General features: G+C 66.3%; 28 protein-coding genes. 1 reads left to right on the forward strand and 27 read right to left on the reverse strand.

What is annotated here, in order from left to right; genetic code table 11:
• Window positions 1–29: 29 nt before the first annotated feature.
• The 22 genes from G6N32_RS07320 to G6N32_RS07420 form a co-directional block, all read right to left on the reverse strand.
• On the reverse strand, window positions 30–788 hold the full coding sequence (locus G6N32_RS07320; protein WP_163789174.1) for an enoyl-CoA hydratase: 759 nt from the start codon (window positions 786–788) through the stop codon (window positions 30–32).
• Window positions 788–2,311: an NADH-quinone oxidoreductase subunit NuoN gene (nuoN, locus tag G6N32_RS07325; RefSeq protein WP_232077720.1), complete on the reverse strand. Its 1,524-nt coding sequence runs from the start codon at window positions 2,309–2,311 to the stop codon at window positions 788–790. The genes G6N32_RS07320 and nuoN overlap by 1 nt, the downstream gene beginning before the upstream one ends.
• A 35-nt stretch (window positions 2,312–2,346) precedes the next feature.
• A complete protein-coding gene (locus G6N32_RS07330) occupies window positions 2,347–3,906 on the reverse strand; it encodes an NADH-quinone oxidoreductase subunit M (RefSeq protein ID WP_232077551.1) in 1,560 nt (519 codons plus the stop codon).
• Between the two features lie 5 nt (window positions 3,907–3,911).
• On the reverse strand, window positions 3,912–5,795 hold the full coding sequence (gene nuoL, locus G6N32_RS07335) for an NADH-quinone oxidoreductase subunit L (protein ID WP_115316571.1): 1,884 nt from the start codon (window positions 5,793–5,795) through the stop codon (window positions 3,912–3,914).
• A 1-nt stretch (window position 5,796) separates the two neighbouring features.
• Window positions 5,797–6,096, reverse strand: coding sequence for an NADH-quinone oxidoreductase subunit NuoK (gene nuoK / locus G6N32_RS07340; RefSeq protein ID WP_115316570.1), 300 nt, complete (start codon window positions 6,094–6,096; stop codon window positions 5,797–5,799).
• Window positions 6,093–6,839, reverse strand: a complete 747-nt coding sequence (locus tag G6N32_RS07345) for an NADH-quinone oxidoreductase subunit J (protein ID WP_115316569.1) — start codon at window positions 6,837–6,839, stop codon at window positions 6,093–6,095. The genes nuoK and G6N32_RS07345 overlap by 4 nt, the downstream gene beginning before the upstream one ends.
• On the reverse strand, window positions 6,836–7,426 hold the full coding sequence (gene nuoI / locus G6N32_RS07350) for an NADH-quinone oxidoreductase subunit NuoI (RefSeq protein ID WP_410432556.1): 591 nt from the start codon (window positions 7,424–7,426) through the stop codon (window positions 6,836–6,838). The genes G6N32_RS07345 and nuoI overlap by 4 nt, the downstream gene beginning before the upstream one ends.
• Window positions 7,350–8,576, reverse strand: a complete 1,227-nt coding sequence (gene nuoH, locus G6N32_RS07355; protein ID WP_115316567.1) for an NADH-quinone oxidoreductase subunit NuoH — start codon at window positions 8,574–8,576, stop codon at window positions 7,350–7,352. The genes nuoI and nuoH overlap by 77 nt, the downstream gene beginning before the upstream one ends.
• On the reverse strand, window positions 8,573–10,969 hold the full coding sequence (locus G6N32_RS07360) for an NADH-quinone oxidoreductase subunit G (protein ID WP_115316566.1): 2,397 nt from the start codon (window positions 10,967–10,969) through the stop codon (window positions 8,573–8,575). Before G6N32_RS07360 ends, nuoH begins: the two co-directional genes overlap by 4 nt.
• Window positions 10,969–12,294 carry an NADH-quinone oxidoreductase subunit NuoF gene (gene nuoF / locus G6N32_RS07365; protein ID WP_115316565.1) on the reverse strand — a complete coding sequence of 442 codons (1,326 nt, stop codon included), beginning with the start codon at window positions 12,292–12,294 and terminating at the stop codon, window positions 10,969–10,971. The genes G6N32_RS07360 and nuoF overlap by 1 nt, the downstream gene beginning before the upstream one ends.
• Window positions 12,294–13,025 (reverse strand): NADH-quinone oxidoreductase subunit NuoE, encoded by a 732-nt coding sequence (gene nuoE, locus G6N32_RS07370; protein WP_115316564.1) that lies wholly within the window; start codon window positions 13,023–13,025, stop codon window positions 12,294–12,296. The genes nuoF and nuoE overlap by 1 nt, the downstream gene beginning before the upstream one ends.
• A 7-nt stretch (window positions 13,026–13,032) precedes the next feature.
• A complete protein-coding gene (nuoD, locus tag G6N32_RS07375; protein WP_115316563.1) occupies window positions 13,033–14,331 on the reverse strand; it encodes an NADH dehydrogenase (quinone) subunit D in 1,299 nt (432 codons plus the stop codon).
• A complete protein-coding gene (locus tag G6N32_RS07380) occupies window positions 14,331–14,996 on the reverse strand; it encodes an NADH-quinone oxidoreductase subunit C (protein WP_115316562.1) in 666 nt (221 codons plus the stop codon). The genes nuoD and G6N32_RS07380 overlap by 1 nt, the downstream gene beginning before the upstream one ends.
• Entirely contained in the window at window positions 14,993–15,547 is a 555-nt protein-coding gene (locus G6N32_RS07385) for a NuoB/complex I 20 kDa subunit family protein (RefSeq protein WP_036339917.1), read from the reverse strand. The genes G6N32_RS07380 and G6N32_RS07385 overlap by 4 nt, the downstream gene beginning before the upstream one ends.
• Window positions 15,538–15,897, reverse strand: a complete 360-nt coding sequence (locus G6N32_RS07390; RefSeq protein WP_102807480.1) for an NADH-quinone oxidoreductase subunit A — start codon at window positions 15,895–15,897, stop codon at window positions 15,538–15,540. The genes G6N32_RS07385 and G6N32_RS07390 overlap by 10 nt, the downstream gene beginning before the upstream one ends.
• A gap of 159 nt (window positions 15,898–16,056) precedes the next feature.
• Complete coding sequence (locus G6N32_RS07395) at window positions 16,057–16,461, reverse strand: Rv3143 family two-component system response regulator (protein ID WP_115316561.1); 405 nt, start codon at window positions 16,459–16,461, stop codon at window positions 16,057–16,059.
• A gap of 73 nt (window positions 16,462–16,534) precedes the next feature.
• Complete coding sequence (locus G6N32_RS07400; RefSeq protein ID WP_115316560.1) at window positions 16,535–17,065, reverse strand: YceI family protein; 531 nt, start codon at window positions 17,063–17,065, stop codon at window positions 16,535–16,537.
• Between the two features lie 15 nt (window positions 17,066–17,080).
• Complete coding sequence (locus tag G6N32_RS07405; RefSeq protein WP_115316559.1) at window positions 17,081–17,464, reverse strand: nuclear transport factor 2 family protein; 384 nt, start codon at window positions 17,462–17,464, stop codon at window positions 17,081–17,083.
• On the reverse strand, window positions 17,461–17,817 hold the full coding sequence (locus G6N32_RS28760) for a DUF6285 domain-containing protein (protein ID WP_232077552.1): 357 nt from the start codon (window positions 17,815–17,817) through the stop codon (window positions 17,461–17,463). Before G6N32_RS28760 ends, G6N32_RS07405 begins: the two co-directional genes overlap by 4 nt.
• Entirely contained in the window at window positions 17,814–18,785 is a 972-nt protein-coding gene (locus G6N32_RS07410; RefSeq protein ID WP_115316557.1) for a phosphotransferase family protein, read from the reverse strand. Before G6N32_RS07410 ends, G6N32_RS28760 begins: the two co-directional genes overlap by 4 nt.
• A gap of 1 nt (window position 18,786) precedes the next feature.
• Window positions 18,787–20,031, reverse strand: a complete 1,245-nt coding sequence (locus G6N32_RS07415; protein ID WP_115316556.1) for an acyl-CoA dehydrogenase family protein — start codon at window positions 20,029–20,031, stop codon at window positions 18,787–18,789.
• Between the two features lie 16 nt (window positions 20,032–20,047).
• Entirely contained in the window at window positions 20,048–20,707 is a 660-nt protein-coding gene (locus tag G6N32_RS07420; RefSeq protein WP_115316555.1) for a TetR/AcrR family transcriptional regulator, read from the reverse strand.
• Window positions 20,708–20,928: 221 nt separating this feature from the next.
• Here G6N32_RS07420 and G6N32_RS07425 point away from each other — a divergent pair, with 221 nt between their 5' ends.
• On the forward strand, window positions 20,929–21,810 hold the full coding sequence (locus G6N32_RS07425; protein ID WP_083120983.1) for a cyclopropane mycolic acid synthase family methyltransferase: 882 nt from the start codon (window positions 20,929–20,931) through the stop codon (window positions 21,808–21,810).
• 14 nt (window positions 21,811–21,824) lie between these two features.
• Here the strand turns inward: G6N32_RS07425 and G6N32_RS07430 are convergent, their stop codons facing one another.
• The 5 genes from G6N32_RS07430 to G6N32_RS07450 are packed head-to-tail and all read right to left on the reverse strand — an operon-like array spanning window position 21,825 to window position 26,620.
• Entirely contained in the window at window positions 21,825–22,190 is a 366-nt protein-coding gene (locus G6N32_RS07430; protein ID WP_115316554.1) for an Hsp15 family ribosome-associated heat shock protein, read from the reverse strand.
• Between the two features lie 16 nt (window positions 22,191–22,206).
• Window positions 22,207–23,112 carry a hydroxymethylglutaryl-CoA lyase gene (locus tag G6N32_RS07435; RefSeq protein ID WP_115316553.1) on the reverse strand — a complete coding sequence of 302 codons (906 nt, stop codon included), beginning with the start codon at window positions 23,110–23,112 and terminating at the stop codon, window positions 22,207–22,209.
• Window positions 23,109–24,320, reverse strand: coding sequence for a CaiB/BaiF CoA transferase family protein (locus G6N32_RS07440; RefSeq protein WP_115316552.1), 1,212 nt, complete (start codon window positions 24,318–24,320; stop codon window positions 23,109–23,111). Before G6N32_RS07440 ends, G6N32_RS07435 begins: the two co-directional genes overlap by 4 nt.
• Entirely contained in the window at window positions 24,321–25,505 is a 1,185-nt protein-coding gene (locus G6N32_RS07445) for an alpha/beta hydrolase family protein (protein ID WP_115316551.1), read from the reverse strand.
• Window positions 25,505–26,620 (reverse strand): homogentisate 1,2-dioxygenase, encoded by a 1,116-nt coding sequence (locus G6N32_RS07450; RefSeq protein WP_115316550.1) that lies wholly within the window; start codon window positions 26,618–26,620, stop codon window positions 25,505–25,507. The genes G6N32_RS07445 and G6N32_RS07450 overlap by 1 nt, the downstream gene beginning before the upstream one ends.
• Window positions 26,621–26,648 lie beyond the last annotated feature (28 nt).

Genomic DNA, 26,648 nt, shown 5'->3' on the forward strand with positions numbered 1-26,648 from the left:
CATTCGCACGCCGAGATCGACGTTTTTACTTACATCTGGCGCTTATTGCGCTCGGCGACCTCGCGCTGGCGCGCGGCCAACTCCTCGATGCTGACATGGGAGTCGGCGGCCACCGCGCGTTCGGCCTTCAGTGCGGGCCCGGTGACCGCTGCGGTCCCGGTGCGGTAGATCTCCTTGAGGCCAATCATGGTGGGGGAGGGCACCTCCGCGATCTGGCCGGCGAGGTCGAGCGCGCGGGGCATAAGGTGCTCGTGGGCAACGACTTCGGTGACCAGTCCGATCTTCTCGGCGCGCTGGGCGTCGACCACCTCGCCGGTCATCGACAGCCGTCGCGCCATTGCGGATCCGACCACTCGGGGTAGCCGCGCCGTCATCCCGCCGCCGGGCAGGATCCCGACCCGGGCGTGGGTGTCGGCGAAAACCGCTCGCTCCGAGGCGATCAGGAAGTCGCACGCCAGCGCGATCTCCAAACCGCCGGTGAACGTCGCACCGTTGATCGCCCCGACGACGGGCTTGCTCAGCTCGACGATGGCGTTCATACAGTTCATCTTGTCGAACCGGCCGAAGTAGTCCATGCCCAGGCTCTGCGCCTGTTTGAGGTCGACGCCGGCGCAGAACGCCGGATCGGTGCCGGTGAGCACCACGGCGCGCACCGACTCGTCGGCGTCGGCCGCACCGAGGGCGGCATAGAGCGCCTCGAACAGCTCAGTGCTCAACGCATTGCGCACCTCGGGGCGGTTCATCGTCAAAACCCGGACGGCGCCGTGGTCATCGCTGAGAAGAATCATCAATCCAGGAATCTAGCCGCATGGTCGACGAGATCGAGCAGCGGCTGCGGCAGCGCACCGAGCGCGAACGTGATGGCCGCGGTCACGGTGATGGTCGCGACGCTCAATGAGCCGGGCGTGACGACCTCCGGGGCGTCCTGCGGCGGATCGGTGAAGAACATCAGCACGATCACCCGCACGTAGAAGTACGCGGCGATCGCCGAGGCGATGACGCCCACCACCACCAGGGGGATCGCACCGCCCTGCCCGGCCGCCTTGAACACCGCGAACTTGCTGACGAAGCCGCTGGTCAGCGGTATGCCCGCGAAGGCGAGTAGGAACAGTGAAAACACCACGCCGACAAGGGGATAGCGGCGTCCCAGCCCAGCCCAGCGAGACATGTCGGTCTCCTCGGCCCCGGTCGCGTCGCGGACCACGCTCACCACGGCGAAGGCGCCGAGGGTGGAGAACCCGTAGGCGAAGAGGTAGAACAGGGTGGCCGACAGCCCCGGCGGGTTGGCGGCGATAACTCCGGTGAGGATGAAACCGGCGTGCGCCACAGCCGAATACGCGAGCATGCGCTTGACGTCAGTCTGGGTCACCGCGGTGATGGTGCCGACGACCATGGTGAGGATCGCCACCGCCCACAGGACGGGGCGCAGTTCATGGTTGAGGCCGGGTAGTGCGACGTAGAAAATGCGCAGCATGGCGCCGAAGGCGGCGACTTTGGTGGCGGCCGCCATGAACGCGGTGATCGGGGTGGGCGCGCCCTGGTAGACGTCGGGGATCCAGGAGTGGAACGGCACCGCACCGACCTTGAACAGCACACCGACGGCGACCAGCGCCGCGCCGATCAGCGCCAGGGTGGAGTTGTCGGTGCCGGCATCGATGGCGCGCGCGATGCCGGGCAGGCTCAGGGTGCCCGAGTAGCCGTACAGCAGGGCGATACCGTAGAGGAAGAATGCCGACGAGAATGCGCCCAGCAGAAAGTATTTCAGCGCCGATTCCTGGGACAGCAGCCGACGGCGGCGCGCCAGCCCGCACGTCAGGTACAGCGGCAGCGAGAACACCTCCAGCGCCACGAACATCGTCAACAGGTCGTTGGCGGCCGGGAACAGCATCATCCCGGCCACCGCGAACATGGTCAGCGGGAACACTTCGGTCTGCACCAACGCCGCTCTGGTGGCGATCTTTTCCGCGACGCTGCCCGGCACCGTTGACGCATCGGGGGTGAAGGCATCCAACGTGGCCGAGCTGACCTCGAATTCGGCCGGTGTGCGGCGTTCGGCGATCAACAACACGCCGAGCACACCGATCAACACAATGGTGCCCTGCAGGAACAGCGCGGGAGCGTCGACCGCGACCGCGCCGACCACCGCGGACTGGCCGACCCCGTCCATATCCCGAGCCAGCAGAACCACGGCGACGAACGCGGCCACCAGGCCGGCCAGGCTCAGGGCGACTTGAGTGGGGTAGCGGCTCTTACGGGGCGCGAACGCCTCTACCAGCACTCCGGCGACGGCCACGCCGAGGACGATCAACATCGGTGAGACTTGGCTGTATTCGATGCTGGGCGCGTTCACGGGCGGGTCCCCTCTGCGACCGTCGGCGCCGGGTCGGGTTGATGAATCGATGTCAGTGTTGCGGCCACCGCGGGGTTGATGACATCCAGGGCGATCTTCGGGTACACCCCGAGGCCGATCAACAGCGCGATCAGCGGTACCACCACGAGCAGTTCTCGTGGCCGCAGATCCCGCACCCGGTCGGTTCCGTCAGTGACGGGCCCGGTCATCATCCGCTGATAGAGCCACAGGATGTAGACCGCCGAGAGCACCAGCGCCACCGACGCGATGACGGCGAAGGCCGGGTAACGGGTGAAAGTGCCGATGAGGACCAGGAATTCACTGATGAACGGCGCCAGTCCCGGCAGCGACAGCGTCGCCAGGCCTGCCACCAGGAAGGTGCCTGCCAGCACGGGTGCGACTTTCTGGACTCCGCCGTAGTCGGCGATGAGGCGGCTGCCCCGGCGGCTGACCAGGAACCCGGCGATCAAGAACAGTGCGGCGGTGGAGATCCCGTGGTTGACCATGTACAGGGTTGAGCCGGCCTGGCCCTGGCTGGTCATCACGAAGATACCGAGGATGATGAAGCCGAAGTGGCTGATCGAGGTGTAGGCGATCAGCCGCATGACATCGGTCTGGCCGATCGCCAGGACGGCGCCGTAGACGATGCCGATCACGGCCAGCGCGATGATGACCGGGCGGAAATATGTTGCGGAGTCGGGGAACAACGGCAGGCAGTAGCGCAGCATCCCGAATGTGCCGACCTTGTCCATCACGGCCATCATCAACACCGCTGATGCGGGCGTGGCCTGGACGGCGGCGTCGGGCAGCCACCGGTGGAACGGCCACAGCGGAGCTTTGACCGCGAACGCGAACATGAACCCGAGGAACAGCGCGTTGGCGATGCCGGGGCTCATGGTGAACTTCCCGGTGGCCACGGCGTCGGTGATGGCGCGGAAGTCGAACGTTCCTGCCTCGAACGCCTTGCTGGCGGAGGTCACGACGTAGAGACCGATCACCGCGGCCAGCATGATCAACCCGCCGAACAGGTTGTACAGCAAGAACTTCACCGCTGCCTTGGACCGGTTCTCGGCGCCGAACCCACCGATGAGGAAGTACATCGGGATCAGCATGGCCTCGAAGAACACGTAGAAGAGCAGGATGTCCAGGGCGACCAGCGACATCATCACCATGCCCTCGACGGCGAGCGTCAGCGCGATATAGCTGTGCGATGCCCGGCCGGACAGCCCGGGCCGGTCGTCGGCGTCGTTCCAGCCGGCGATCAGCAGGATCGGCACCAGCACGGCGGTGAGCACCACCAGAGCCAGGGCGATCCCGTCGAGGCCGAGAATGTATCCGGTGCCGAACGACGGTATCCACGGATGGTTTTCGACGAATTGGAATTGTTGGCCGGCCGGATCGAACCGCACGGCGAGCATCAGTGACAGCGCCAGAACCGCGAGGGACACCACCACGCCGGCGTACTTCGCGAACTGTCGCAGCGAGGCAGGCAGCACGATGATCAGCGCGGCGCCGACGACCGGGATGGCCCACAGGATGGTCAGCCAGGGAAACATGCCACTCACCTCCACGCCGTGACGAGGACTGCGGCGACCACCAGCGCCGTACCGGCCAACATGGACAGCGCGTAGGAGCGGGCGTAGCCGGTCTGCACCTGGCGCAGGCGGTCCGAGAACCGGCCGACCGCAAATGCAAGGCCCTGCGTCACCCCGTCGACGCCCTTCTCATCGACGGCGACAAGGCCTTTGGTGAGTTCTTGGCCGGTCCGCATGAACGCCGCCTCGTTGAACGCGTCACCGTAGAGGTCGTTGCGCGCCGCGACGGTGAATGCGGAAACATCCAGCGGGGCGGACTCGGGGACGTTGTGGTTCGCGTACTGGCGGTACGCCACCGCGATGCCGATCGCGACGACGCCCAATGCGGTGACGGTGATGATCCAGGCCGGATAGACATGTGCTGCCTCGTGATGGCCGACGACGGGTTCGAGCCAGTGCTCCAGGGTGTTGCCGATGGCGAGCAGCGCCCCGGCGCCGACCGAGCCGACCGCGAGGACGATCATCGGTGCCGTCATCGAGGCGGGGGACTCGTGCGGGTGGGTATTGGGCTTCCAGCGCCGCTGCCCGAAGAACGTCAGCAGCATCACCCGGGTCATGTAGAACGCGGTGATGCCGGCGCCGAGCAGAGCGGCGCCGCCGAGGAGCAACCCTTTGAGTCCGCCGCTGTTGAGGGCGGTTTCGATGATCGCGTCTTTGGAGAAGTACCCGGCGAACGGTGGGACGCCGATGATGGCGAGGTAGCCCAGCCCGAAGGTGACGAAGGTGACGGGCAGCAGCGTCCGCAAGCCGCCGAAGCGGCGCATGTCGGTTTCGTCGTCCATGGCATGCATGACCGAGCCGGCGCCGAGGAACAAGCCGGCTTTGAAGAAGCCGTGGGTGAGCAGATGCATGATGGCCACCGCATAGCCGGCGGGGCCGAGGCCGGCGGCGAGCACCATGTAGCCGATCTGGCTCATGGTGGAGGCGGCGAGGGCCTTTTTGATGTCGTCTTTGGCGCAGCCGATGATCGCGCCGAACAGCAGGGTGACCGCACCCACGGTGACGACGGCGGTCTGCGCGGCGGGCGCGGCGGTGAAGATCGGGCCGGAGCGGACGATCAGATAGACGCCGGCAGTGACCATGGTGGCGGCGTGGATCAAAGCCGAGACCGGGGTGGGGCCCTCCATGGCGTCACCGAGCCAGGACTGCAGCGGTACCTGCGCGCTCTTGCCGCATGCGCCGAGAAGGAGGAGCAGACCGACGGCGGTCAGCGCACCTGATGTCATCTGGGGCACCGCGCTGAACACCGTGCTGAAGGTGACCGAGCCCAGCGTGGCGAACAGCACCATCAGCGCGATCGCCAAACCCATGTCGCCGACCCGGTTGACCACGAACGCCTTCTTCGCCGCGGTGGCCGCGCTCGGCTTGTGCGACCAGAACCCGATCAGCAGATACGACGCCAGACCCACACCCTCCCAACCCATGTAGAGGCCGAGGTAGTTGTCGGCAAGCACCAGCAGGAGCATCGCGGCGACGAACAGGTTGAGGTAGGCGAAAAACCGCCGGCGGCCGGGGTCGGTTTTCATGTAGCCGATCGAGTAGATGTGGATCAGAGCGCCGACGCCGGTGATCAACAGCACGAAGCACATCGACAACGCGTCGAGCTGCAGGCCGAAGTCCACCCGCAGGACTCCGACCGGCACCCAGGAGAAGAGCACCTCGTGCACGGTCCGGTCTTCTCCGGGCAGGCCGTGTAGGTGGGTGAACAGCACCGCGCCGCAAGCGAACGCGCCGATCACCGCGGCGCAGCCCAGCAGATGCCCCCACGCATCGGTGGCCTTGCCACCCAGCAGCAGGATCACCGCGCCGGCCAAGGGCAGCGCGATGGTCAACCACACCAGTGTCTGCATGTCAGTGCCGCAACAGGTGGGCGTCGTCGACGTTGGCGCTGCGCCGGGTCCGGAAGATGGTCATGATGATGGCCAGGCCGACCACCACTTCGCAGGCCGCGACCACCATGGTGAAGAACGCCACCACCTGTCCGTCGAGATGGCCATGCATACGTGAGAAGGTCACGAACGCGAGGTTCGCGGCGTTGAGCATCAACTCGACGCACATGAACATGATGATCGCGTTGCGGCGCAACAGCACTCCCGCGGCACCGATCGTGAACAGCAACGCCGACAGATACAGGTAGTTGGCCGGGTTCATCGCGGACCGCCTCCGTTGCCGTCGGTGCGAAGGATCGTGCTGACCGACGATTCCTCGTCGGTGCCGTCGGGGAGCCGAGAGAAGGTGTTGACGGCGTTATGGCGGGCGAAGACGCCGGGGTTGGGCAGCGGCGTTGCCCGCGCCCCGGTTTGGAAGCGTTCGACGACCATCTCACGCTGCGTCTTTCGCCGCTCGAAGCGCTCCCGGTGGGCCAAGACCATGGCCCCCAGGGCTGCGGTGATCAGCAGTGCGCTGGTCAACTCGAACGCCCACAGATCGCGGGTGAAGATCAGCGTCGCCAAACCCTGTACGTTGCCGCCCGCATTTGCCTGCGTCAGCCCGACAAATCCGGTGGTGGCGATGTTGCCGATCCCGGCGATCAGCAGGACGCCGAATCCGAGACCCGCGACGATCGCGGCGACCCGCTGTCCCCGAATGGTTTCCACCAACGACTCCGAGGAGTCGACGCCGACCAGCATGAGCACGAACAAGAACAACATCATCACCGCGCCGGTGTAGACCACCACCTGCACCACCCCCAGGAACAAGGCGTCCTGCGCGACGTAGATCATGGCCAGCGCGATCATCGTGGTCGCGAGGAAGATCGCCGAATAGACGGCTTTGGGCGCGGCGACCACTCCGATCGCGCCGGTCACCGCGATGACGGCGAGGATCCAGAATGCGATGGTCTCGGGAGTGGAGGTGCGAGTCAGGGTTTCGGCGGCCAGCAGCGTGATCGTCACCGAACCTCCTGATTTCCGCTTATTCGGCCCAGGTAGTAGTCGTCGTCGGTCGTCCCCGGCGCCATCGCGTGCGGCGGCGGCGCCATGCCGGGCTGCAGTGGGGCCAGCAGTTTGTCCTTGCCGTAGATCAGGTCGGAGCGGTTGTCGTCGGCCATCTCGTAGACGTTGGTCATCGTCAGCGCGCGGGTGGGACAGGCTTCGATGCACAGTCCGCAGCCGATGCAGCGCAGATAGTTGATCTGGTAGACCCGGCCGTAGCGTTCGCCGGGCGAAAAGCGTTGCTCCTCGGTGTTATCGGCGCCTTCGACATAGATGGCGTCGGCGGGGCACGCCCAGGCGCACAGCTCGCAGCCGATGCACTTCTCCAGCCCGTCGGGGTAACGGTTGAGTTGGTGGCGGCCGTGATAGCGCGGCGCCACCGGGCCCGGCTTCTCCGGATACTCCTCGGTGATCGGGCGTTTGAACATGGTCCCGAACGTCACGCCGAAACCCTTGACCGCATCGAGGAACTTAGGCATCTGCTTTCTCCTTGCTCGGTGCCGGCGAACCGGGTATCGGAGGTATGGGGAACGATCCGTCGACCGCAGGGGCAGTGGGCGCGGCATTGCGCTGGATCAGCTTGTTGCGCAGCGAGTTCGCGCCCAGCACCGCCAGCAGCAGTGCCGCGGCGGCGATGAGGTTGGGAACGATTCCGGTGTGGCCGATGCTGTGCAGGACCGCGACGATCATGATCCACACCAGCGAGACCGGGATGAGCAGTTTCCAGCCCAGTGCCATGAACTGGTCGTAACGCAGCCGCGGCAGGGTGGCCCGCAGCCACATGAAGACGAACAGGAACGTCCACACCTTGGCCACGAACCAGATCAGCGGCCACCAGCCGGTGTTGACGCCGTCGATCAGGCTGATCGGCCACGGCGCATGCCAGCCGCCCAGGAACAGGGTGGTGGCCAGCGCCGAGACGGTGGTCATGTTGACGTATTCGGCGAGCATGAACATCGCGAACTTCAGTGAGGAGTACTCGGTGTGAAAGCCGCCCACCAGTTCGCCTTCAGCCTCGGGCAGGTCGAACGGGGCCCGGTTGGTCTCGCCGACCATCGACGTCACGTACACCGCGAAGCTGGGCAGCAGCAGGAAGACATACCAGGTGTGCTCTTGGGCGGCGACGATCCCCGAGGTGGACATGGTGCCTGCGTAGAGGAACACCGCGGCGAACGACAACGCCATCGCGATCTCATAGGAGATGACCTGTGCGCTGGACCGCAGACCACCCAGAAGCGGGTAGGTGGAACCCGAGGCCCAACCCGCCAGCACGATGCCGTACACCCCGATCGAGGTGACCGCCAGGATGTAGAGCACCGCCACCGGCAGATCCGTCAGCTGCAGCGGCGTGCGGTGACCGAACACCGACACCACCGGACCCAGCGGGATCACCGCGAACGCCATGATCGCGGGGATCACCGAAATGACCGGCGCCATCAGGTAAATCGGCTTGTCCACCCCGGCCGGGGTGAGCCCCTCTTTGAGGGCCAGCTTGATTCCGTCGGCCAGGGACTGCAGGATGCCGAACGGCCCGACCCGGTTGGGGCCGTAGCGCATCTGCATGCGGCCCAGGATCTTGCGCTCCAGCAGGATCGCCACCAGAACGGTCAGCAGCAGGAACGCGAAGACCGCAACCGCCTTGATCAGCACCAGCCACCACGGATCATGACCGAACACACTCAGATCGGGTGCGATCATGCGTCGGCCTCCCGCTCGATGCGTACCACCTCGATGCGTACCACGGAGCCCGGGGTTACACCGAGCCGCTCATACACCGCGCTGCCGCGCGAGTTGAGCGGCAGCCACACCACGCCGTCGGCCATCTCGGTGATGGCCAGTGGCAGGGCGATATCGCCACGACCCGTCGACACACTGACCACCTCGCCGTCGACCGCGCCGATCCCGGCGGCCGTGGCCACCGACAACCGCACCACGGACGGGCGTGCGGTCCCCGCCAAGAACGGCTCACCATCCTGCAAACGGCCGTCGTCGAGCAGCAACCGCCAGCCGGCCAAGACCGCCTCGCCAGAATCCAACGGCGGCGGCTCTTTCGGCACCACCGACGACAGGGCCGGCCGTTCACCATCCCACTGCCCGAGTGCGATCAGCTCGGCGCGGGCCTCCTCGACGGTGCGGAACCCGAGGTCCACGCCGAGCTCGTCGGCCAGAATCTGCAACACCCTCAGATCGGGAAAGGCGTTGGAGGCCAGCGCCGGCTCGAACGGACGAATTCGGCCCTCCCAGTTCAGGAATGAACCGGCCTTCTCGGCAACAGGTGATATCGGGAAGACCACGTCTGCCAGCGCGGTGATCGCCGACTCCCGCAACTCCAGACTGACGACGAAGCCGGCCGACTCGATCGCCGCCAATGCGGCCGGCGGGTCCGGCAGGTCGATGGCGTCGACACCGCCGATGAGCAGTGCATCGAGTTCACCGCCGGCCGCGGCGGTGAGGATGTCTGATGCATCGCGACCCTCTTCGGCCGGGAGCTCGTCGACATGCCATGCACCCGACAGCTGCCGGCGCGCACCGTCATTCGTGGCCGACCGGGCTCCGGGCAGCAGGTTGGGCAGGCAGCCGGCCTCGACTGCTCCGCGGTCACCGGCACGCCGGGGGACCCAGGCCAGCCGGGCTCCGGTGCGTTCGGCCAGGCGGGCCGCCGCCGACAGCGCACCGGCACTGGTGGCAAGCCGTTCCCCGACGAGGATGATCGCTCCCGACGGCAGCTCGTCGGCCAGCGCATCGAGGGCGGGCGCTTCGTGGCCGGGGGTGGCGAGCACCACCCGCGCCGCGAGCTTCTCCGAGCCGCGGGACACCATCGGCGCGATGCTCACAACCCGCAGGCCACGTTTGCGAACCGCCTTGCGCAGGCGCAGGAACACGATCGGGGATTCGTCCTCGGGCTCGAACCCGGCGAGTACCACCGTGGCTGCGGCTTCCAGATCCGCATAGCTGACGTCGTGGCGACCGGCCACGTGTGCGGCCAGGAATTCCTGCTCTTCCACCGAATGTGGGCGTGCGCGGAAGTCGATGTCATTGGTGTTCAGCGCAATCCGAGCGAACTTGGCGTAGGCGTAGGCGTCTTCGACGGTCGCCCGGCCACCCACCAGCACCCCCGCGCGTCCCGACCGCAGGCCTGCGGCGGCCACCGCGATGGCCTCCGACCAGGAGGCCGGGCGCAGCGCACCGTTCTCGTCGCGGACCAGCGGGGTGGTGATGCGGTCACCGACCCGGGTATAGGTGAAGGCCCAGCGACCCTTGTCGCAGTTCCACTCCTCGTTGACTTCCGGGTCGTCGCCGGCCAGCCGGCGCAACACCACTCCGCGGCGGTGATCGGTGCGCTGGGCACACCCGGAGGCGCAGTGTTCACAGACACTGGGGCTGGACACCAGATCGAATGGGCGGGCCCGGAACCGGTAGGCGGTTCCGGTCAGCGCACCGACCGGGCAGATCTGCACGGTGTTGCCGCTGAAGTAGGAATCGAACGGTTCACCCGGACCGATCCCGACCTGTTGCAGCGCACCGCGTTCCAGCAGGGAGATGAACGGATCCCCGGCGATCTGCTCGGAGAACCGTGTGCAACGAGCGCACAGCACACACCGTTCCCGGTCCAGCAGCACCTGACTGGAGAGGTTGATCGGTTTGGGGAACGTGCGCTTGATGTCGTCGAATCGGGTTTCGACCCGGCCGTTGGACATGGCCTGGTTCTGCAGCGGGCATTCCCCGCCCTTGTCGCAGACCGGGCAGTCCAGCGGATGGTTGATCAACAGCAGCTCCATCACCCCGTGCTGCGCCTTGTCCGCGGCCTCGGAGGTGTACTGCGTGCGCACCACCATGCCATCGGACACGGTGGTGGTGCAGCTGGCCATCGGCTTGCGCTGCCCCTCCACCTCCACCAGGCACTGCCGGCATGCCCCGACCGGATCCAGCAACGGATGATCACAGAACCGGGGGATCTGCACGCCCATCAATTCGGCGGCCCGAATCACCAACGTGCCCTTGGGCACCGCCACCTCGACGTCGTCGATGACCAGGGTGACCATCTCCACGGGTGGCGCCTCGTGGGTGCCGGTCTCCGATATCTGCGTCATCAGGCACCCACCCCTTCCGGTGCGGCGAGCATCGAGGCGTACGGGTCGAACGGGCAGCTGCCGCCGAGATGTGCCTCGTACTCGGCGCGGAAGTGTTTGATCGAGGAGATGATCGGTGATGCGGCACCATCACCCAACGCGCAGAACGACTTTCCGAAGATGGTGTCGGAGATGTCGAGGAGCTTGCCGATGTCGTCCTCGGTGCCGCGGCCGGTCTCGAGCCGCTCATAGATCTGACTGAGCCAGTAGGTGCCCTCCCGGCACGGCGTGCACTTGCCGCAGGATTCGTGGGCGTAGAACTGAGTCCAGCGCCGCACCGCCCGCACCACACAGGTGGTCTCATCGAAGATCTGCAGCGCCTTGGTGCCCAGCATCGAGCCGACCGAGGCCATGCCTTCGTAATCCAGTGGTACGTCGAGATGTTCGGCTGTCAGCAGCGGGGTCGACGATCCGCCAGGAGTCCAGAACTTCAACTCGTGGCCGGCGCGGACACCGCCGGCGTACTCGAGCAACTCGCGCAGGGTGATCCCCAGCGGGGCCTCGTACTGACCGGGTGTGGTGACGTGGCCGGACAACGAATACAGCGTGAAGCCAGGCGACTTCTCCGAGCCCATCTCCTTGAACCAGTCGACGCCGTTCAGCAGGATCGGCGGCACGCTGGCGATGGATTCGACGTTGTTGACCACCGTCGGGCAGGCGTACAAGCCCGCGACCGCGGGGAACGGCGGGCGCAGGCGGGGTTGACCACGACGGCCCTCCAGCGAGTCCAGCAGGGCGGTTTCCTCACCGCAGATGTAGGCACCCGCCCCGGCATGCACGATCAGATCCAGATCGAATCCAGAACCCGCGATGTCGGTGCCGAGGTACCCGGCCGCATAGGCCTCGGCCACCGCGGCCTGCAGCCGGCGCAGAACCGGCACGACCTCCCCGCGCACATAGATGAACGCATGCCGGGCGCGGATGGCGTAGGCGGCGATGATCACACCCTCGACCAGGAGATGCGGAGTGGTCAGCATCAGCGGAATGTCTTTACACGTACCGGGTTCCGACTCGTCGGCGTTGACCACCAGGTATTTCGGCTTGGCCCCCGCTCCGGTGTCATCCTGCGGAATGAACGACCATTTGGTGCCGGTGGGGAACCCCGCGCCGCCGCGGCCGCGCAACCCGGATTCCTTGACCGTAGCGATCACCTCGTCGGGCGTCATGCGCAGCGCCGTTCGCAGGGCCTGATAACCGTCATGGCGCCGATAGGTGTCCAGCGTCCACGGTTCGGGTTCGTCCCAGAATCGGCTGAGGACCGGCGTCAGCGGCGTGGCGGGCGTCATTACCCCTCGCTCTCTGGAACTGGCGGTGCCGTCATGCCCAACTCGCGGGCCACCCGAAGGCCGGCCAGCGTCGCGTCACCCGGGGCGCCTCCACCGGAGCTGACCTCGCCGGACAGCCCGGCAAGTGTGCGCGCGGTGTCCCGGAACGAACACACCCGCGATCCGCGAGTGGCCTGGGGCTGCTCGCCGGTTCGGATGTCGTCGACGAGTCGTCGTGCGCTGGAGGGGGTTTGGTTGTCGAAGAACTCCCAGTTCACCATGATCACGGGGGCGTAATCGCAGGCGGCATTGCATTCGATGTGCTCGAGGGTGATACGTCCGTCGGCGGTGGTGTCCCCGGCGTGGATGCCGAGCTCGGTCTCCAGGGTGTCCAGAATGGCGTCGCCGCCCATGATGGCGCACAGGGTGTTGGTGCACACCCCGACCAGGTAGTCCCCGGTGGGGGTGCGGCGGTACATCGAGTAGAACGTGGCCACGGCGGCCACTTCGGCTTCGGTGAGCCCCAGTTGTCCGGCGCAGAAGGTGATTCCGGCTCCGGTGAGGTAACCGTCCTCGGACTGGACCAGATGCAGAAGTGGCAACAGCGCGGAACGGGCCTGCGGGTAGCGGGCGATGATCGCCGCCGCATCGGCGCTCAGCCGCTCGGTTACCGCGGCGGGGTAGGCGCTGTGGCCGCCGATCGGTGGGCCGGGCTCATCGGGGCGCGGACCCAACACCAAATCAATCGTCATCGGGCCCTCACCTGTCTACACCTCCCATGACCGGGTCGATGGACGCGACGGCGGCGATGACGTCGGCGACCATGCCGCCTTCGCACATCGCTGCCACCGCTTGCAGATTGGTGAACGACGGGTCGCGGTAATGCACCCGGTAGGGGCGGGTGCCACCGTCGGACACCATGTGCACCCCCAGCTCGCCGCGAGGGGATTCCACCGCGATGTACACCTGGCCGGCTGGCACCCGGATTCCTTCCGTGACCAGTTTGAAGTGGTGGATCAGCCCCTCCATGGAGGTGCCCATGATCTTGGCGATGTGGGCGGGCGAGTTCCCCAGACCGTCGGGGCCGAGTTGCAGATCCGCGGGCCAGGCCAGCTTCTTGTCGCTGATCATCACCGGACCCGGCTCCAGACGCTCCAGACATTGGGCGACGATCTTCAGCGATTCGTGCATCTCGCCGACCCGGATCAGATAGCGGCCGTAACAGTCCGCGCCGGTATCGGTGATGACGTCGAAGTCGTAATTCTCATAGCCGCAATAGGGTTGGGTCTTGCGCAGATCGTGCGGCAGTCCGGTGGAGCGCAACACCGGTCCGGTCATGCCCAGCGCCATGCAGCCGGTCAGATCCAGATAGCCGATGCCCTGGGTGCGGGCCTTCCAGATGTAGTTCTGGGTCAGTAGGTCTTCGAGCTCACGCAACCGGCCCGGCAGGATCGTGAGCAGATCCCGCACACGTTGGGGTCCGTCGTCGGGCAGGTCGGTGGCCAGCCCGCCGGGACGGATGTAGGCGTTGTTCATCCGCAACCCGGTGATCGCCTCGAACACCGACAGGATCAGCTCGCGCTCGCGGAAGCCGAAGAACATCGGCGTCATCGCGCCCAACTCCATGCCGCCGGTGGCCAGCGCCACCAAATGACTTGAGATGCGGTTGAGTTCCATCATCATCACCCGAACCACGCTCGCGCGTTCCGGGATCTGATCGGTGATGTCCAGCAGCTGTTCCACACCCAGGCAGTAGGCGGTCTCGTTGAAAAACGGTGACAGGTAGTCCATTCGGGTCACGAAGGTGACACCCTGGGTCCAGGTGCGGTATTCCAGGTTCTTCTCGATCCCGGTGTGCAGATAGCCGATCCCGCAGCGCGCCTGGGTGACCGTCTCACCCTCGATTTCCAGGATGAGCCGCAACACCCCGTGGGTGGAGGGGTGTTGCGGACCCATGTTCACCACGATGCGTTCGCCGGCTTCACCCTGGCGGGCGGCGGCGACGATTTCCTCCCAGTCCTGGCCGCCCAGGACGATCACATTCTCATCGGTGGTCATCAGTGATACGACCTGCGTTCGTCGGGCGGCGGGATCTGGGCGCCGTGATATTCGACCGGCACGCCGCCCAGCGGGTAGTCCTTGCGCTGCGGATGCCCCACCCAGTCATCGGGCATCTCGATCCGGGTCAGACCGGGATGATCGTCGAACACGATGCCGAAGAAGTCATACGTCTCACGCTCATGCCAGTCGACCGTCGGATACACCGAAAACAGCGACGGCACATGCGGATCGGCGTCGGGGCAGGCCACCTCCACCTGCACCCGGCGATTGTGTGTGATCGACAGCAGCGGATAGAACGCGTGCAGCTCCCGGCCTGCATCCTGCAGGTAATGCACTCCTGAAACCCCACAACACAATTCGAAGCGCAACCGCTCGTCGTCGCGTAACGCCCGGGCCACGGGCAGAAGGTGTTCGCGGCGGATTTCGAGGGTGAGCTGGTTGCGGAAGACGACGATGCGTTCGACGGCCGCACCGAACGCGTCGTCGCCCAGCACCTCGGCCAACCGGTCGACGATGTCGTCGAAATAGCCGCCGTAGGGCCGCGGTGTGCTGCCGGGAAGCGCGACTTCGCGAACCAGGCGGCCGTAGCCGGACGTGTCACCACTGCCGTTGATGCCGAACATCCCCCGGCGCACGCCGATGACCTCACCGTCCTCGCTCACCGCAGCAGACCTTTGAGCTCCAAGGTGGTCGGTGCGGCCAGCGCGGCCTTTTCGGCTGCGGCGACGGCTTCGGCGCGGTGCACCCCCAACGGCATCTCGGCGATCTTGGCGTGCAGGGCCAGAATCGCGTTCAACAACATCTCCGGACGCGGCGGGCACCCGGGGAGATAGATGTCCACCGGCACCACGTGATCCACACCTTGGACCACGGCGTAGTTGTTGAACATGCCGCCGCTGGATGCGCACACCCCCATGGCCAGCACCCACTTGGGTTCGGCCATCTGGTCATAGACCTGCCGCAGTACCGGCGCCATCTTCTGCGACACCCGGCCTGCCACGATCATCAGATCGGCCTGCCGGGGCGTGGCCGAAAACCGCTCCATGCCAAACCGGGCGATATCGAACCGCGGGCCCGCCGTCGCCATCATCTCGATGGCGCAACACGCCAACCCGAACGTCGCCGGCCACAACGACCCCTTGCGCACGAACCCGGCGACCTTCTCCACCGTCGACAGCAGAATGCCGCCCGGCAGCTGCTCTTCTAATCCCATTCCAGACCGCCCCGGCGCCACACGTACCCGTACGCGACGAACACCGTCGCCATGAAGATCAGCATCTCTACCAGCGCGAACGTCCCCAACGAATCGAAGGAGACGGCCCATGGATACAGGAACACGATCTCGATGTCGAAGACGATGAACAACATCGCGGTCAGGTAGTACTTGATCGGGAAGCGCTGACCAGCCGACTCGCCGGCCACCGGTTCGATCCCGCACTCGTAGGCTTCGAGCTTGGCCCGGTTGAACCGCCGCGGACCGATCACCAATGCGATCACCACCGACACGATCGCGAACGCGGCCGCGATGACACCCAACACCAGGATGGGCAGATACAAATTCATAGAGCTGTGTCACTCCTCGCTGGGCTGGAGATGTGAGCTACGACACAGCCTAGCGATCTTGAGACTCGCTGTCGCGATTTCGTTAGGATGGCTTGAATAGCTGAGCGCGGTCCATCTCTTATCGAGAGGGCAAGGGCGACAGTGTATTTGGCGTTTAGGTCACTGCACGGATGTGCGCAGCAAATCTACGACCGCCTCGCCGAGTCGCACCGGGTCGATCGGGTGAGGCACCGCGGCCTCGGCGCGCGACCAGTTGGCCAGCCACGCATCGTCGGATCGGCCCGTCAGCACCAGCACCGGCGGGCAGTCGTCTATCTCGTCTTTGAGTTGTTTGGCAATGCCCATCCCGCCGACGGGAGCCGCCTCGCCGTCGAGGATCACCAGATCGAATCCGCCGGCATCCATCAGCTGGATCACCATCGGTCCGGTCGCCACGTCGGTGTAGGTGAGATCCGGGAGTTCGGGGTGGACCCGCTTCCCCAGAGCCAGGCGCACCTCATCACGGGTGCGGGCATTGCTGCTGTAGACCAGCACGTGAAGGGGCTGCGCGCCCGGGCGAGACACGCAGCCGATGCTACTGCCGCATCTGCGATTTCGGCGCGGAAACGTTCGCTGGACGAACGAATGCGCGCCCCGGTCACTCTTTCGCGAAGACGACGTCGGCCAGCAGCGTGGTGGTCGCGGGCATCATCCCGATCATGTTGCCGCTGACACCCAGTGCGGTGCGATCGACCGTTGTTGTGGTGGTCAGCTGCACAGAGCCGTCGCCGAGCGGGGTGATCGTGACCGACAGCGGCAGCGGCGTGCTCACCCCTCGGACGGTGAGAGTCGCGGTGAGATCGGCAGTGTCCGCGCCGGTGGGTTCCAGCCCGGTCACCTCGACGCGGATCGCTGGATGGTTCTCGACGTCGAAGAAGTCGGGTGATCGCAGATGTTCGTCACGTTTTCCGATACCGGTCTTCAGCGACGACGCGCCGATCTCCAGCCGGCCCGACACCGCGCCGTTCGCGCCGACCTGCCCGGTGCCGCTCACATCGCCGAATTTGCCCGTGACGGTGGCCAACCCCCAGAACGTCTTGTTCTTGAACCGCACCGAGGAGCGCGCGGGAACCAATCGCCACACCCCGGCGGCCCCGGGATCGTTGAGTAACGCCTGCAGTGCGGACATGTGATCTGCCTTCTCTCAGGACAGCAGCGGTGCCAGATCGGCGGGATCGAGGTACTCGTCGATTCGGCGGATGAGGCCGTCGTCTCCGACTTTCACGATCAGGCATACCCGCAAGGCCACGTCTTCACCACGGGTACTGGTGCACCGCAGAATGTGCTGCTGGACGAAGCCGCCGTCGAACACCTGCCGGTCGAGCACGTCGTAATGCCGGTAGGTGGTGGCGCCGACGTACCATCGGATCACCTTGAGAGCGCGGGTCTTGTCGCTGTCGCGCTCGTCGCCGGTGTGCCAGACGGTGACATCGTCGGCCCACAGCGCTGCCACCGCGGCTACATCGCCTTGGGTGATCGCGGCGAACAGCCGGTCGGCGGCCTGCAGGATCTGGCTCTCGGTGGTCATGACGGCGAACCTCCCTCGGGTGAGTCGTATCCAGGGTGGGCAATGGCCAGCCGGTGCTGGACCACAGTGCGAAGGCAGCCCATGACGTCGTCGCTGCGACCGTCGAGTTCCCCGGCGCGGATGGCCGCGGCCAGTGCGCTTTCGTCCGGGTAGCCGAGCCTTTCGAGCGCGGCCTGCGGTTCGGCGGCGGTCTCGTCGAGCAACTCGCGTTCCACGGTGCGCAGTACGTTGACGGCGACGAGGGCGTGGAAGTTCACCGATCCGGTGGTGTTGGACCGGACGTCGCCCTCGAGGAATTCGGCAACGGCGGCGACGAGTTCGGCGGCTGTGGGCCGTCCGTTGAGTCCGCTCACAAGGCGCCCTCCAGTAGGTCGAGCACATCCCATTCGGTCTCGCATACCCGCCGGCCGATCGCGGCCAGCTCGACCGATCGGGTCTGGCCGCTGAGGTGTCGTTCGGCCTGAAAACGGCAGATCACTCCCCAGCGCAGGGTGGCCAGCACCAGCCACCACCGCAACGTCGCGCGGTCGACGGTCGCGCCGCCGGCCTGCTCGTAGGCCGCGACGAAATCGTCGATGCTGCCCAGGCCGCCGGCTGCCATGTTCGACGGGGCGCCGAACCGCCATGCTCGAATGCAGAACCACGCCAGGTCTTCGTAGATCTCGCCGATGTGGACCAGTTCCCAGTCCAGTACGGCGGCCAGGTCCGACCCGTCGACGATCAGGTTGCCCATCCGGAAATCGCCGTGCACGAGGCGCAGCGGCGACGGCGGCGGCCGGTGGGCCTCCAGCCATCGAAACGCCCACTCGAATGTCGCTGTGGTGTCGCCCATTTCGTCGAGACGCTGATGCCACTCCGTCATCTGGTCCTGCTCGGCCAGCCCGGGAGCGTCGGCCGCGGCGCGATGAATCGCCGCCAGCGCCTGTGCGCACTGACGCAGCAACCTCGCCCGGCCGTCATCGTCGAGCTGGCGTTGGATGCGTCGCACGATGGTCTCGCCGGCGATCTCACCGCAGATCAGAAACGGATTACCCAGTGCCTCAACCGAATCGGAGGCAACAAGGACATCAGGCACCGGCGCGCCTGCCTCCGCGGCCGCCACCTGGACGGCCGCCTCCAGTTCCATTCCGGCGTGGACGTCATCCGGCGGACCGGTGCGCAGAATCAGTGCGCGGCGCTCTGACCCGGTCACCGCGTCGAATGCCCAGGTGGTGCGGCTGGCCCCACCGGTCAGCGCGCGTAGGTTGTCCACATCTGTCTCAGGGCCGAGCAGTGGACGCAGCACATCGGCCAGATCCGCGGCCAGCGTGTCGGCGGCCACGTCAGCGAGCCGGCTTGCCGAACTTGAACATCCGCTGGGCTACACGACGCATCTGGATCTCCTCGGCGCCCTCGGTGATGCGATACCGGCGGTGGTGCCGGTAGATGTGCTCGAACGGTTCATGGCGGCTGTAGCCGACTCCGCCGTGCACCTGCATGGCGCGGTCGGCGGCCTCGCACACCAGCCGGTTGGCGCGGTAATTGGCCATCGACACCTTGTCGGAGACCTCGAGGTGATGGTTGCGGTCGAGCTCGGTGGCCGCATAGCGGACCAGCAGCCGCACCATCTGCGCCTCGGTCTGCAACTCGACCAGCGGCCACTGCACGGCCTGGTTGACCGCCAGCGGCTTGCCGAACGTCACCCGCTTGCCCGCGTAGTCGACGGCGCGGTCGATGCAGTACTGGGCGGCGCCGAGGCTGCTTGCCGCCTGCCGAATCCTGTTCTCGTGCAGGAAGGTCTGGGCGACTTCCAGGCCGTGGTCCACCTCGCCGAGGACGGCGTCGGCGGGGATCCGCACGTCACGCAGGACGACCTCGGCGTGGTCGGTCGGCATGTTGAACGTCCACCAGTAGTACGGCACCTCGAACCCTTCGGCGTCGCACGGAACCAGGAACGCGGTGATGCCGCGCGCCTGGCCGGCCTCGCCGGAGGTGCGGGCGAACACCAGGTCGTGGGTGGCCCGGTGTACACCGGTGTTCCAGCGCTTGTTGCCGTTGATCACCCAGTCGTCACCGTCTCGGACGGCGCGGGTCTCCAGCCAGGTGGCGTCCGACCCGTGGTCCGGTTCGGTGAGTCCGAATGCCATGGACCGCGTGCCGGTCAGCATCGCCTCGATCCATTCGCTCTTCTGATCGTCGGTGCCGAACCGGTCCATCATGATGACCTGCGGGAAGTTCCCGACGATCGAGGATTCGTCCTGCAGATCGTTGTGCAGGCCAAGTCCCTTGTGTGCCAGGTGTTCCCGTATCACGGCCATGTCGAGATTGGTGCCATCCCGACCACCGAACTTCGACGGCAGCCCGTACCGCAACCACCCCGCCTTGTCGGCTCGCCGGCGCATCTCGTCGAGCAGATCCTCCCACTCCCGGCGGGGGATACCGCCGTTCTCGACGTCGGTGCGGGCGAACTCGCGGCGCTGATCGAAATACTGGATGTGTTCCCGCTCCAGCGGCTTGATCTCGGCTTCGATGAACGCGTCCATCTCGGCCAGCAGGGTCGTAAGGTGTTCGGGCAGAGCGAAATCCACGCTGATCTCCTATCAATCAATAGCCGTAGAGCGTTTTCTTCCAAATGGCGGACAGGGTCGTGACGGCGTCGTCGTCCGACAGGCGCAGACCCAGTCCTGCGCTGTCGGGGCGCAGGCACACGGTGGTGAACTGTTCGAACAGCAGCGCGATCGCCAGCGCGGTGTGCTCGGGTTGCAGGCCGGCGGCGTACCCGTGTTCCTGGGCGCGCAGCACCGACGCAGCGACGATGTCGATGCCGAACTGACGGAACTGGTTTTGCAGCGCGGCGAACCGCGGTTCGGTGGCGGCCAGCTGGTCGACCGCGACCATCACGCCGATGCTCTGTTTGAACATGTCCCAGTAGGCGCTGACGACCGTGACGAAAAAGCGGGTGTCGTCCGGGGATTCGGGCAGGTGCAGTCGCAGGCCGGACGGGAGTACGACGTCGTGCAGAAACGAACCGGCCAGTGCGGCCAACAGGTCCTCTTTGTCGTCGTAGTAGCGGTAGAACACCGCGGGGGACCTGCCCGCCGCCGACGTGATGTCGACCAGCGTGGTGCCGTGGAAACCCCGTTCGGCAAAAAGCTTTCGGGCGGCGTCCTCGATGGCCTTGCGGGTTTGGCGACCCTTGGAGCTCAGTTCGCGCGGGCCGTCGGCGGCCCCGTCCGCCTTACGCGAACGGCTGGACGGTTCCATGGCTGGCCCCCGTGCTCTCTGTGCGGAACTAAAGCTGACGTTACTTTTCGTTTCAACGGTTGGCAAGATCTCTCGCGACCGTGAATTCCGGAGCTGACCTGCTGGGACACCGTTCCTGGCAACGACAGCTTGACATCGTTGCGTACTCTTACGAGAGGTCGGGGAGGCTCTTGAGCAATTGGAGCTGCGCGAATGTCAGCCGAAAAGTCAAAGGCCCTTCCTTGTCACACCCAGCAAGCACCACATCACACCTGAAGCCGCACTTCGAGGACGTTCAGTCGCACTACGACCTGTCCGACGACTTCTTCCGGCTCTTCCTCGATCCGACGCAGACCTACAGCTGCGCCTACTTCGAGCGCGACGATCTGACGCTGCAGGAGGCGCAGCTCGCCAAGATCGATCTGTCGCTGGGCAAGCTGGGTCTGGAGCCCGGGATGACACTTCTGGACGTCGGCTGCGGCTGGGGCGCCACGATGCGCCGTGCGATCGAGAAGTATGACGTCAATGTCGTCGGGCTGACCCTGAGCCGCAATCAGCAGGCTCACGCCGAACGGGCGTTCGCCGAGATGGATACGACGCGCAGCCGCCGCGTTTTGCTGTGCGGCTGGGAGCAGTTCGACGAGCCGGTGGACCGGATCGTGTCGATCGGCGCCTTCGAGCACTTCGGGGCGGACCGCTACAACGCGTTCTTCGACTTCGCCTATGACGTCCTGCCCGACGACGGCGTGATGATGCTGCACTCCATCATGCAGATACCGCGGGCCGAGATGGAGGCACGCGGACTGCCCATCACGATGAGCCTGCTGCGGTTCTTCAAGTTCATCTCGGTGGAGATCTTCCCCGGCGGGCACCTGCCGACCCGCGAGATCGTCAAGGACCTGGCCGGAAAGGCCGGCTTCACAACCGATCTCGTCCAGTCGCTGGAACAGCACTACGCGAAGACCCTCGACCTGTGGGCGGCCGCACTCGAGGCGCGTCGGGATGAGGCGATCGCGATCCAGTCCGAAGAGGTCTACGACCGCTACATGAAGTACCTGACCGGGTGCGCGGACCTGTTCCGCAACCGCTACACCGACGTCTGCCAGTTCACCCTGAGCAAGTAGCGCGACCGGTCAGCTCAGCCCTGGCTCGCACGCCACTTGTCGAGCGCTCGGCGGTCCCGTTTGGTCGGCCGGCCGGCTCCGCGATCGCGGGCCGCCACCGGCACGACGGGAACGGTGGGCGGCTTGGGTGTGCGGTCCAGGTAGCAGGTGACGGCGTCGGCGGCCCCGACCCGTTTGGCGATCACCCGGACGACCTCGACGATTCTCGTCGTGTCGCCGACGCGTGCACGCACCTCGTCGCCGGGTGAGACCGTCGTCGAAGGCTTGGCCAACCGGTCGTTCACGCGGACGTGCCCGCCTCGGCACGCGGCGGCGGCGTCCGGGCGGGTCTTCGTCAGCCTGACCGCCCACAGCCACCGATCCACCCGAGTCGATTCCATGAGGCTCGGTGTCAGCTCAGCTCAGTATCCGGTCGCCGGCGCGCAGCAGCGCGCTGGGCAGATCGTGGCCGACCACCGACTTCGCGACGGCTGCCGCGCTGATCGCCGCGGGCAGGTCGATGTCGACGCCGATTCCGCTGTCGCGCAACAGGTATACGAGGTCCTCGGTGGCGATGTTGCCGCTCGCCCCCGGCGCGAACGGGCAGCCGCCCAGACCGCCCACCGACGAGTCCAGCCGCGTGACGCCGGCGGCGACCGCCGCATACGCGCTGGCCAATCCGGCGCCGCGGGTGTTGTGGAAGTGGGCGCCCAGCGGCAGATCACCGATGCGGGGTCTCACCTGATTCATCAGGGCGGTGACGCGCCCGGGCGTGGTGGTGCCGATGGTGTCGGCGATGGCCAGCCGGTCCGCACCGAATTCGCACGCGGCGTCGACGATGTCGAGGACGCGCTGCGGCGGGGTCGGGCCGTCGAACGGGCAGTCCCACGCGGTGGCGATGATGACCTCGACGCTGGCTCCCGAGTCGTGGGCGATGGCGACGATGTCGGCGATCTGCGCGGTGGCGTCCGCGCTGCTGCGGCCGACGTTGGCCCGACTGTGGGCGTCGGCCGCCGAGACCACGTATTCAACCGAACGCAGCCCGGCGGCGATGGCCCGCTTGGCGCCGTTCGGGCTGGCCACCAGGGCGGAGAAGTCGATGTCGGGATAGTCACCGAGATGGGCGGCCAGCTCCGGCGCGTCGGCCAGGGCGGGCACCTTCGACGGGGAGACAAAGGCCGTCGCCTCCACTTCCCGGACTCCGGTGGCGGCGATCGCCGCGAGCAGTTCGAGCTTGGCGGACAACGGAATCGGATCTTCGATCTGCAGGCCGTCGCGCAGGGCAACCTCGCGGATCGTGACGTGGCCGGGCAGCTCGCTCATAGCACTCCCTGGGACTCCAACTCCGCTATCTCCTCGGACCGCAGGCCCAGAAGCTCACCGTACACCTCGCCGTTGTGCTGTCCCGGCCGCGACGAGCCCGCAGATCGGATGGTGCCGGGGGACTCCGAGAGCACCGGAACCACGCCGGGGCCCTTCACATTGCGTCCGATGCGCTCATCCCAGTGGTCGGCGATCATGCCCCGGGACAGCAGCTGCGGGTCGGTGACGACTTCGGCGACGGTGTTGATCGGTCCGCTGATGACGCCGGCTTCACTGAGCGTCTCGATGATGTCGGCCGGCTCGCGGGCAGCGGCCCAGTCGCCGATGATCTTGTCCAGTTCGTCTTGATTGCGCCCGCGCGCAACATGATTGACGAATCGTTCGTCCTGGGCCAGCTCGGGCTGACCCATCGCTGCGCACAGTCGCCGGAAGACGGTGTCCTGATTGGCGGCGATCACCACCCAGCTGCCGTCGGCGCTGCGGTAGATGTTCGACGGGGCGATGCCCTCCAGTCGGGTGCCCGACGGTCCGCGGACCACGCCGCCGACGTCGTAGTCCGGGATCGTCGATTCCTGCACCGCCAAGCACGATTCGGTCAGCGCCGCGTCGACGATCTGTCCCTCGCCGGTGACGGTCCGCCGGTACAGCGCCGCCAGCGCGCCCTGCGCGGCGAACATCCCGGCCAAGCTGTCGCCAAGTGACAGGGCCAGGCGCGGCGGCGGTCCGCCGGGGAAGCCGTTCATGTGCCGCAACCCGCTGGCCGCTTCGGCGACCGAGGCGTAACCTGCCTTCGTCGACTCCGGTCCGGTCTGCCCATAGCCGGACACCCGGACCAGGATGATGCCCCGATTGCGTTCGCGCAGAACGTCGTAACCGAGACCCCACTTCTCCAGCGTGCCGGGCCGGAAGTTCTCGACGATGATGTCGGAGCACTCGACCAGATCGAGGAACAGCTCGCGGCCGCGGGCTTCCCGCAGGTTGAGGGTGACGGCCTTCTTGTTGCGGGCGTGCACGGTCCAGAAGAAGTGGTGGCCGTCCAATTCGGCCTGACCCCAGGTGCGCAACGGGTCGGGCGCGCCCGGTGGTTCCACCTTGATCACCTCCGCACCCATGTCGCCGAGCAGCCGCCCCGCGAACGGCCCGGAGATCAGCGTGCCGACCTCGATGACCCGGATGCCGTCGAGCGGACCGGTGACGTGGTCACCCATCTAGTCCGCCTTCGCGAAGTCGTGCCGAACCAGCCAGTCCGTGACGATCCCGACGGCCTGACGCAGCGTCTCCTTCTGGTCCGGCCCGGAGTAGTAATGGTTGGCGCCGGGGATCTCGTGCATCTCCTTGTCGGGATGTCCGATCGCCTCGAACAGCCGGCGGGTGTGGCTGGGCGTGCAGGCGTCGTCGGCGAGATTGCCGATGACCAGTGTGGGCACCGCGATGTCCGGGCCGGCTTTCACGGCGTCACCGTTGGCGTCGTCATAGCTCCACTGTGACAGCCAGCTGCGCAGGGTGCAGAACCGTGCCAGTCCGACGGGGCTCATGTTGACCACCTGCGGGTCGCCCAGATAGCAGGTGCCGGGTGCGCGCTCGTTGGGGTCGACGGTCGGGTCGAGCCAGCGCGGGTCGGCCATCGTGCCGTGCACGACGAAGCAGAATTCGTCGTCCGGCCGTCCGTCCGCCTTGAGCGCGGCCAGTTTTTCCTTGACCCACTTGGTGATTCGCCGGTTGCGGGCGATCTGCGCCTGGTGGTAGCGCTCCAGGAATTCTGGGGTGTACGGCGGCTGGTTGGGGTTGTCCGGGTTGTACAGGTCGAGTTCGGGATCCCGCTTGGTGGGGTCGCTCTCGTCGAGAATGGAGGCGTCCATCCACTCGGTCATCGTGCCGTGCCTGCTGATGTGCGCGGCCAGCAGCATGATTCCGTCGGCGGGCAGCAGACCCAGCTTGGTCAGATCCGGACCGTCACCGGACGGGCTGGCGGTGATCGTCGGGTGTTGTGCCTGCTGCTGATAGAACACCGAGAGCGAGCCGCCGCCGCTCCACCCGGCCAGGACCACTTTGGAGTAGCCCAGCCGATTCTTGGCATCCTTGATGCATTCGCCGAGATCCTCGACCACCTTCTCCATCAGCAGCCCCGAGTCGGTGCCCCGGAAACGGCTGTTGCAGTAGATGACGTGATGGCCGGCCCGCGCCAGCGCGTTGATCATCGGCAGGTAGGCGCCGCCGCCGATCGGGTGCATGAAGACCAGCACGGTATCCGACGGGGTGGTCGGCTTGAGCAGGTAGCTCTCCAGCACGACCAGCTCCGCAACCCCGCCGTAGACGTCCCGGACAGCTGAAGTGTTCTGGTAGGCAATCAGATACGGGATGCGCTCGTAGGCGCGCTTGACCGGCGTGACCATCAGTGTTGCCCCAGATCGTTGGCCAGAACTTCGGGTGAGGGCACCAGTCGCCTCCGGGTGTCGATCGCGATGACCTTCCAGTCCACGCGGGTGAAATCGTCGAACTTCCGCCGGGCTCGTTCGCGGGCCTTCTCCGGTGCGCCGTGGTGCACGCCCTGCGGGGCGTGGCTGATCAGTCCGGGCGGCATCGGGATGCCGTAGAGCGAGCCGCCGTGGAAGAAGGCGATCTCGTCGAAGTCGACGTTGCGGTGATACCAGGGCGTGCGTTCGGTGCCGGGCACGGATTCGGCCGGCTTCGGCAGGAAGTTGCACACGTAGACACCCGTCGCCTCCATGAACAGGTGGACCATCGGCGGCAGGTGCACGCTGTCGGAGGTGATCACGTTGTAGTCGTCGATGTTGAAGGTGAAGGCGTAGTTGTCGCCGCGCCAGCCTTCGACGTCGATCGGGTTGTGCGGATAGCGCAGCGTGGTGGTCTGCACGCCGTCGATCGGGCGGTGATACAGCCGCACCTCGTACTCGCCGTCGGTGTGGGGACCGTCGCCGTCGTCGATGGGCGCCGGGTCCGGCACGACGGCCTGGGACGGGTCGAAGGGCCAGTGCCGCCCCAGCGGGCCTGCCGGCGGCACCCGGAACTCGTCGGTGGCCTCGATCATCAGCCAGGTGCTGTCGGAGAACGGTATCTGCCGCCACGTGCACGCCTTCGGGATGTAGATCCAGTCACCGGTGCGGTAGTCCAACGGGCCGAACTCGGTCTCCAGTCGACCGCTGCCCTCATGGACGAAGGACAGCAGGTCGCCGTCGACGTAGCGGACATAGAACGGCATGGCTGCCTCACGCCGGCTCAGTGAGATGCGGCAGTCGTCATTGGAGAAGAGCAGCAGGGGAGCACCCGCGGGGTCGGTCGCGTCGCTCGGTTTGAGCTCACTGGACAGCAGATCGAGCGGACGCAGCGGGCCGCTGGCACGAAATGTCGTGGGATCGTTACGGCGGTAGATGTTGGCGGTGCGGCCGGTGAATCCACCCCGGCCCAGTTCGTCGTCTTTGAGGCCGTCGAGATCGGCGTGGATCCGCCGCGGAGTGGTGCCTTTACGCAGGTGAGTGAACGATTCCATGGAATCTCCCGAGATCGGCGTCGAGGTA

The organism is Mycolicibacterium aichiense (genome assembly GCF_010726245.1).
GTDB lineage: Bacteria > Actinomycetota > Actinomycetes > Mycobacteriales > Mycobacteriaceae > Mycobacterium > Mycobacterium aichiense.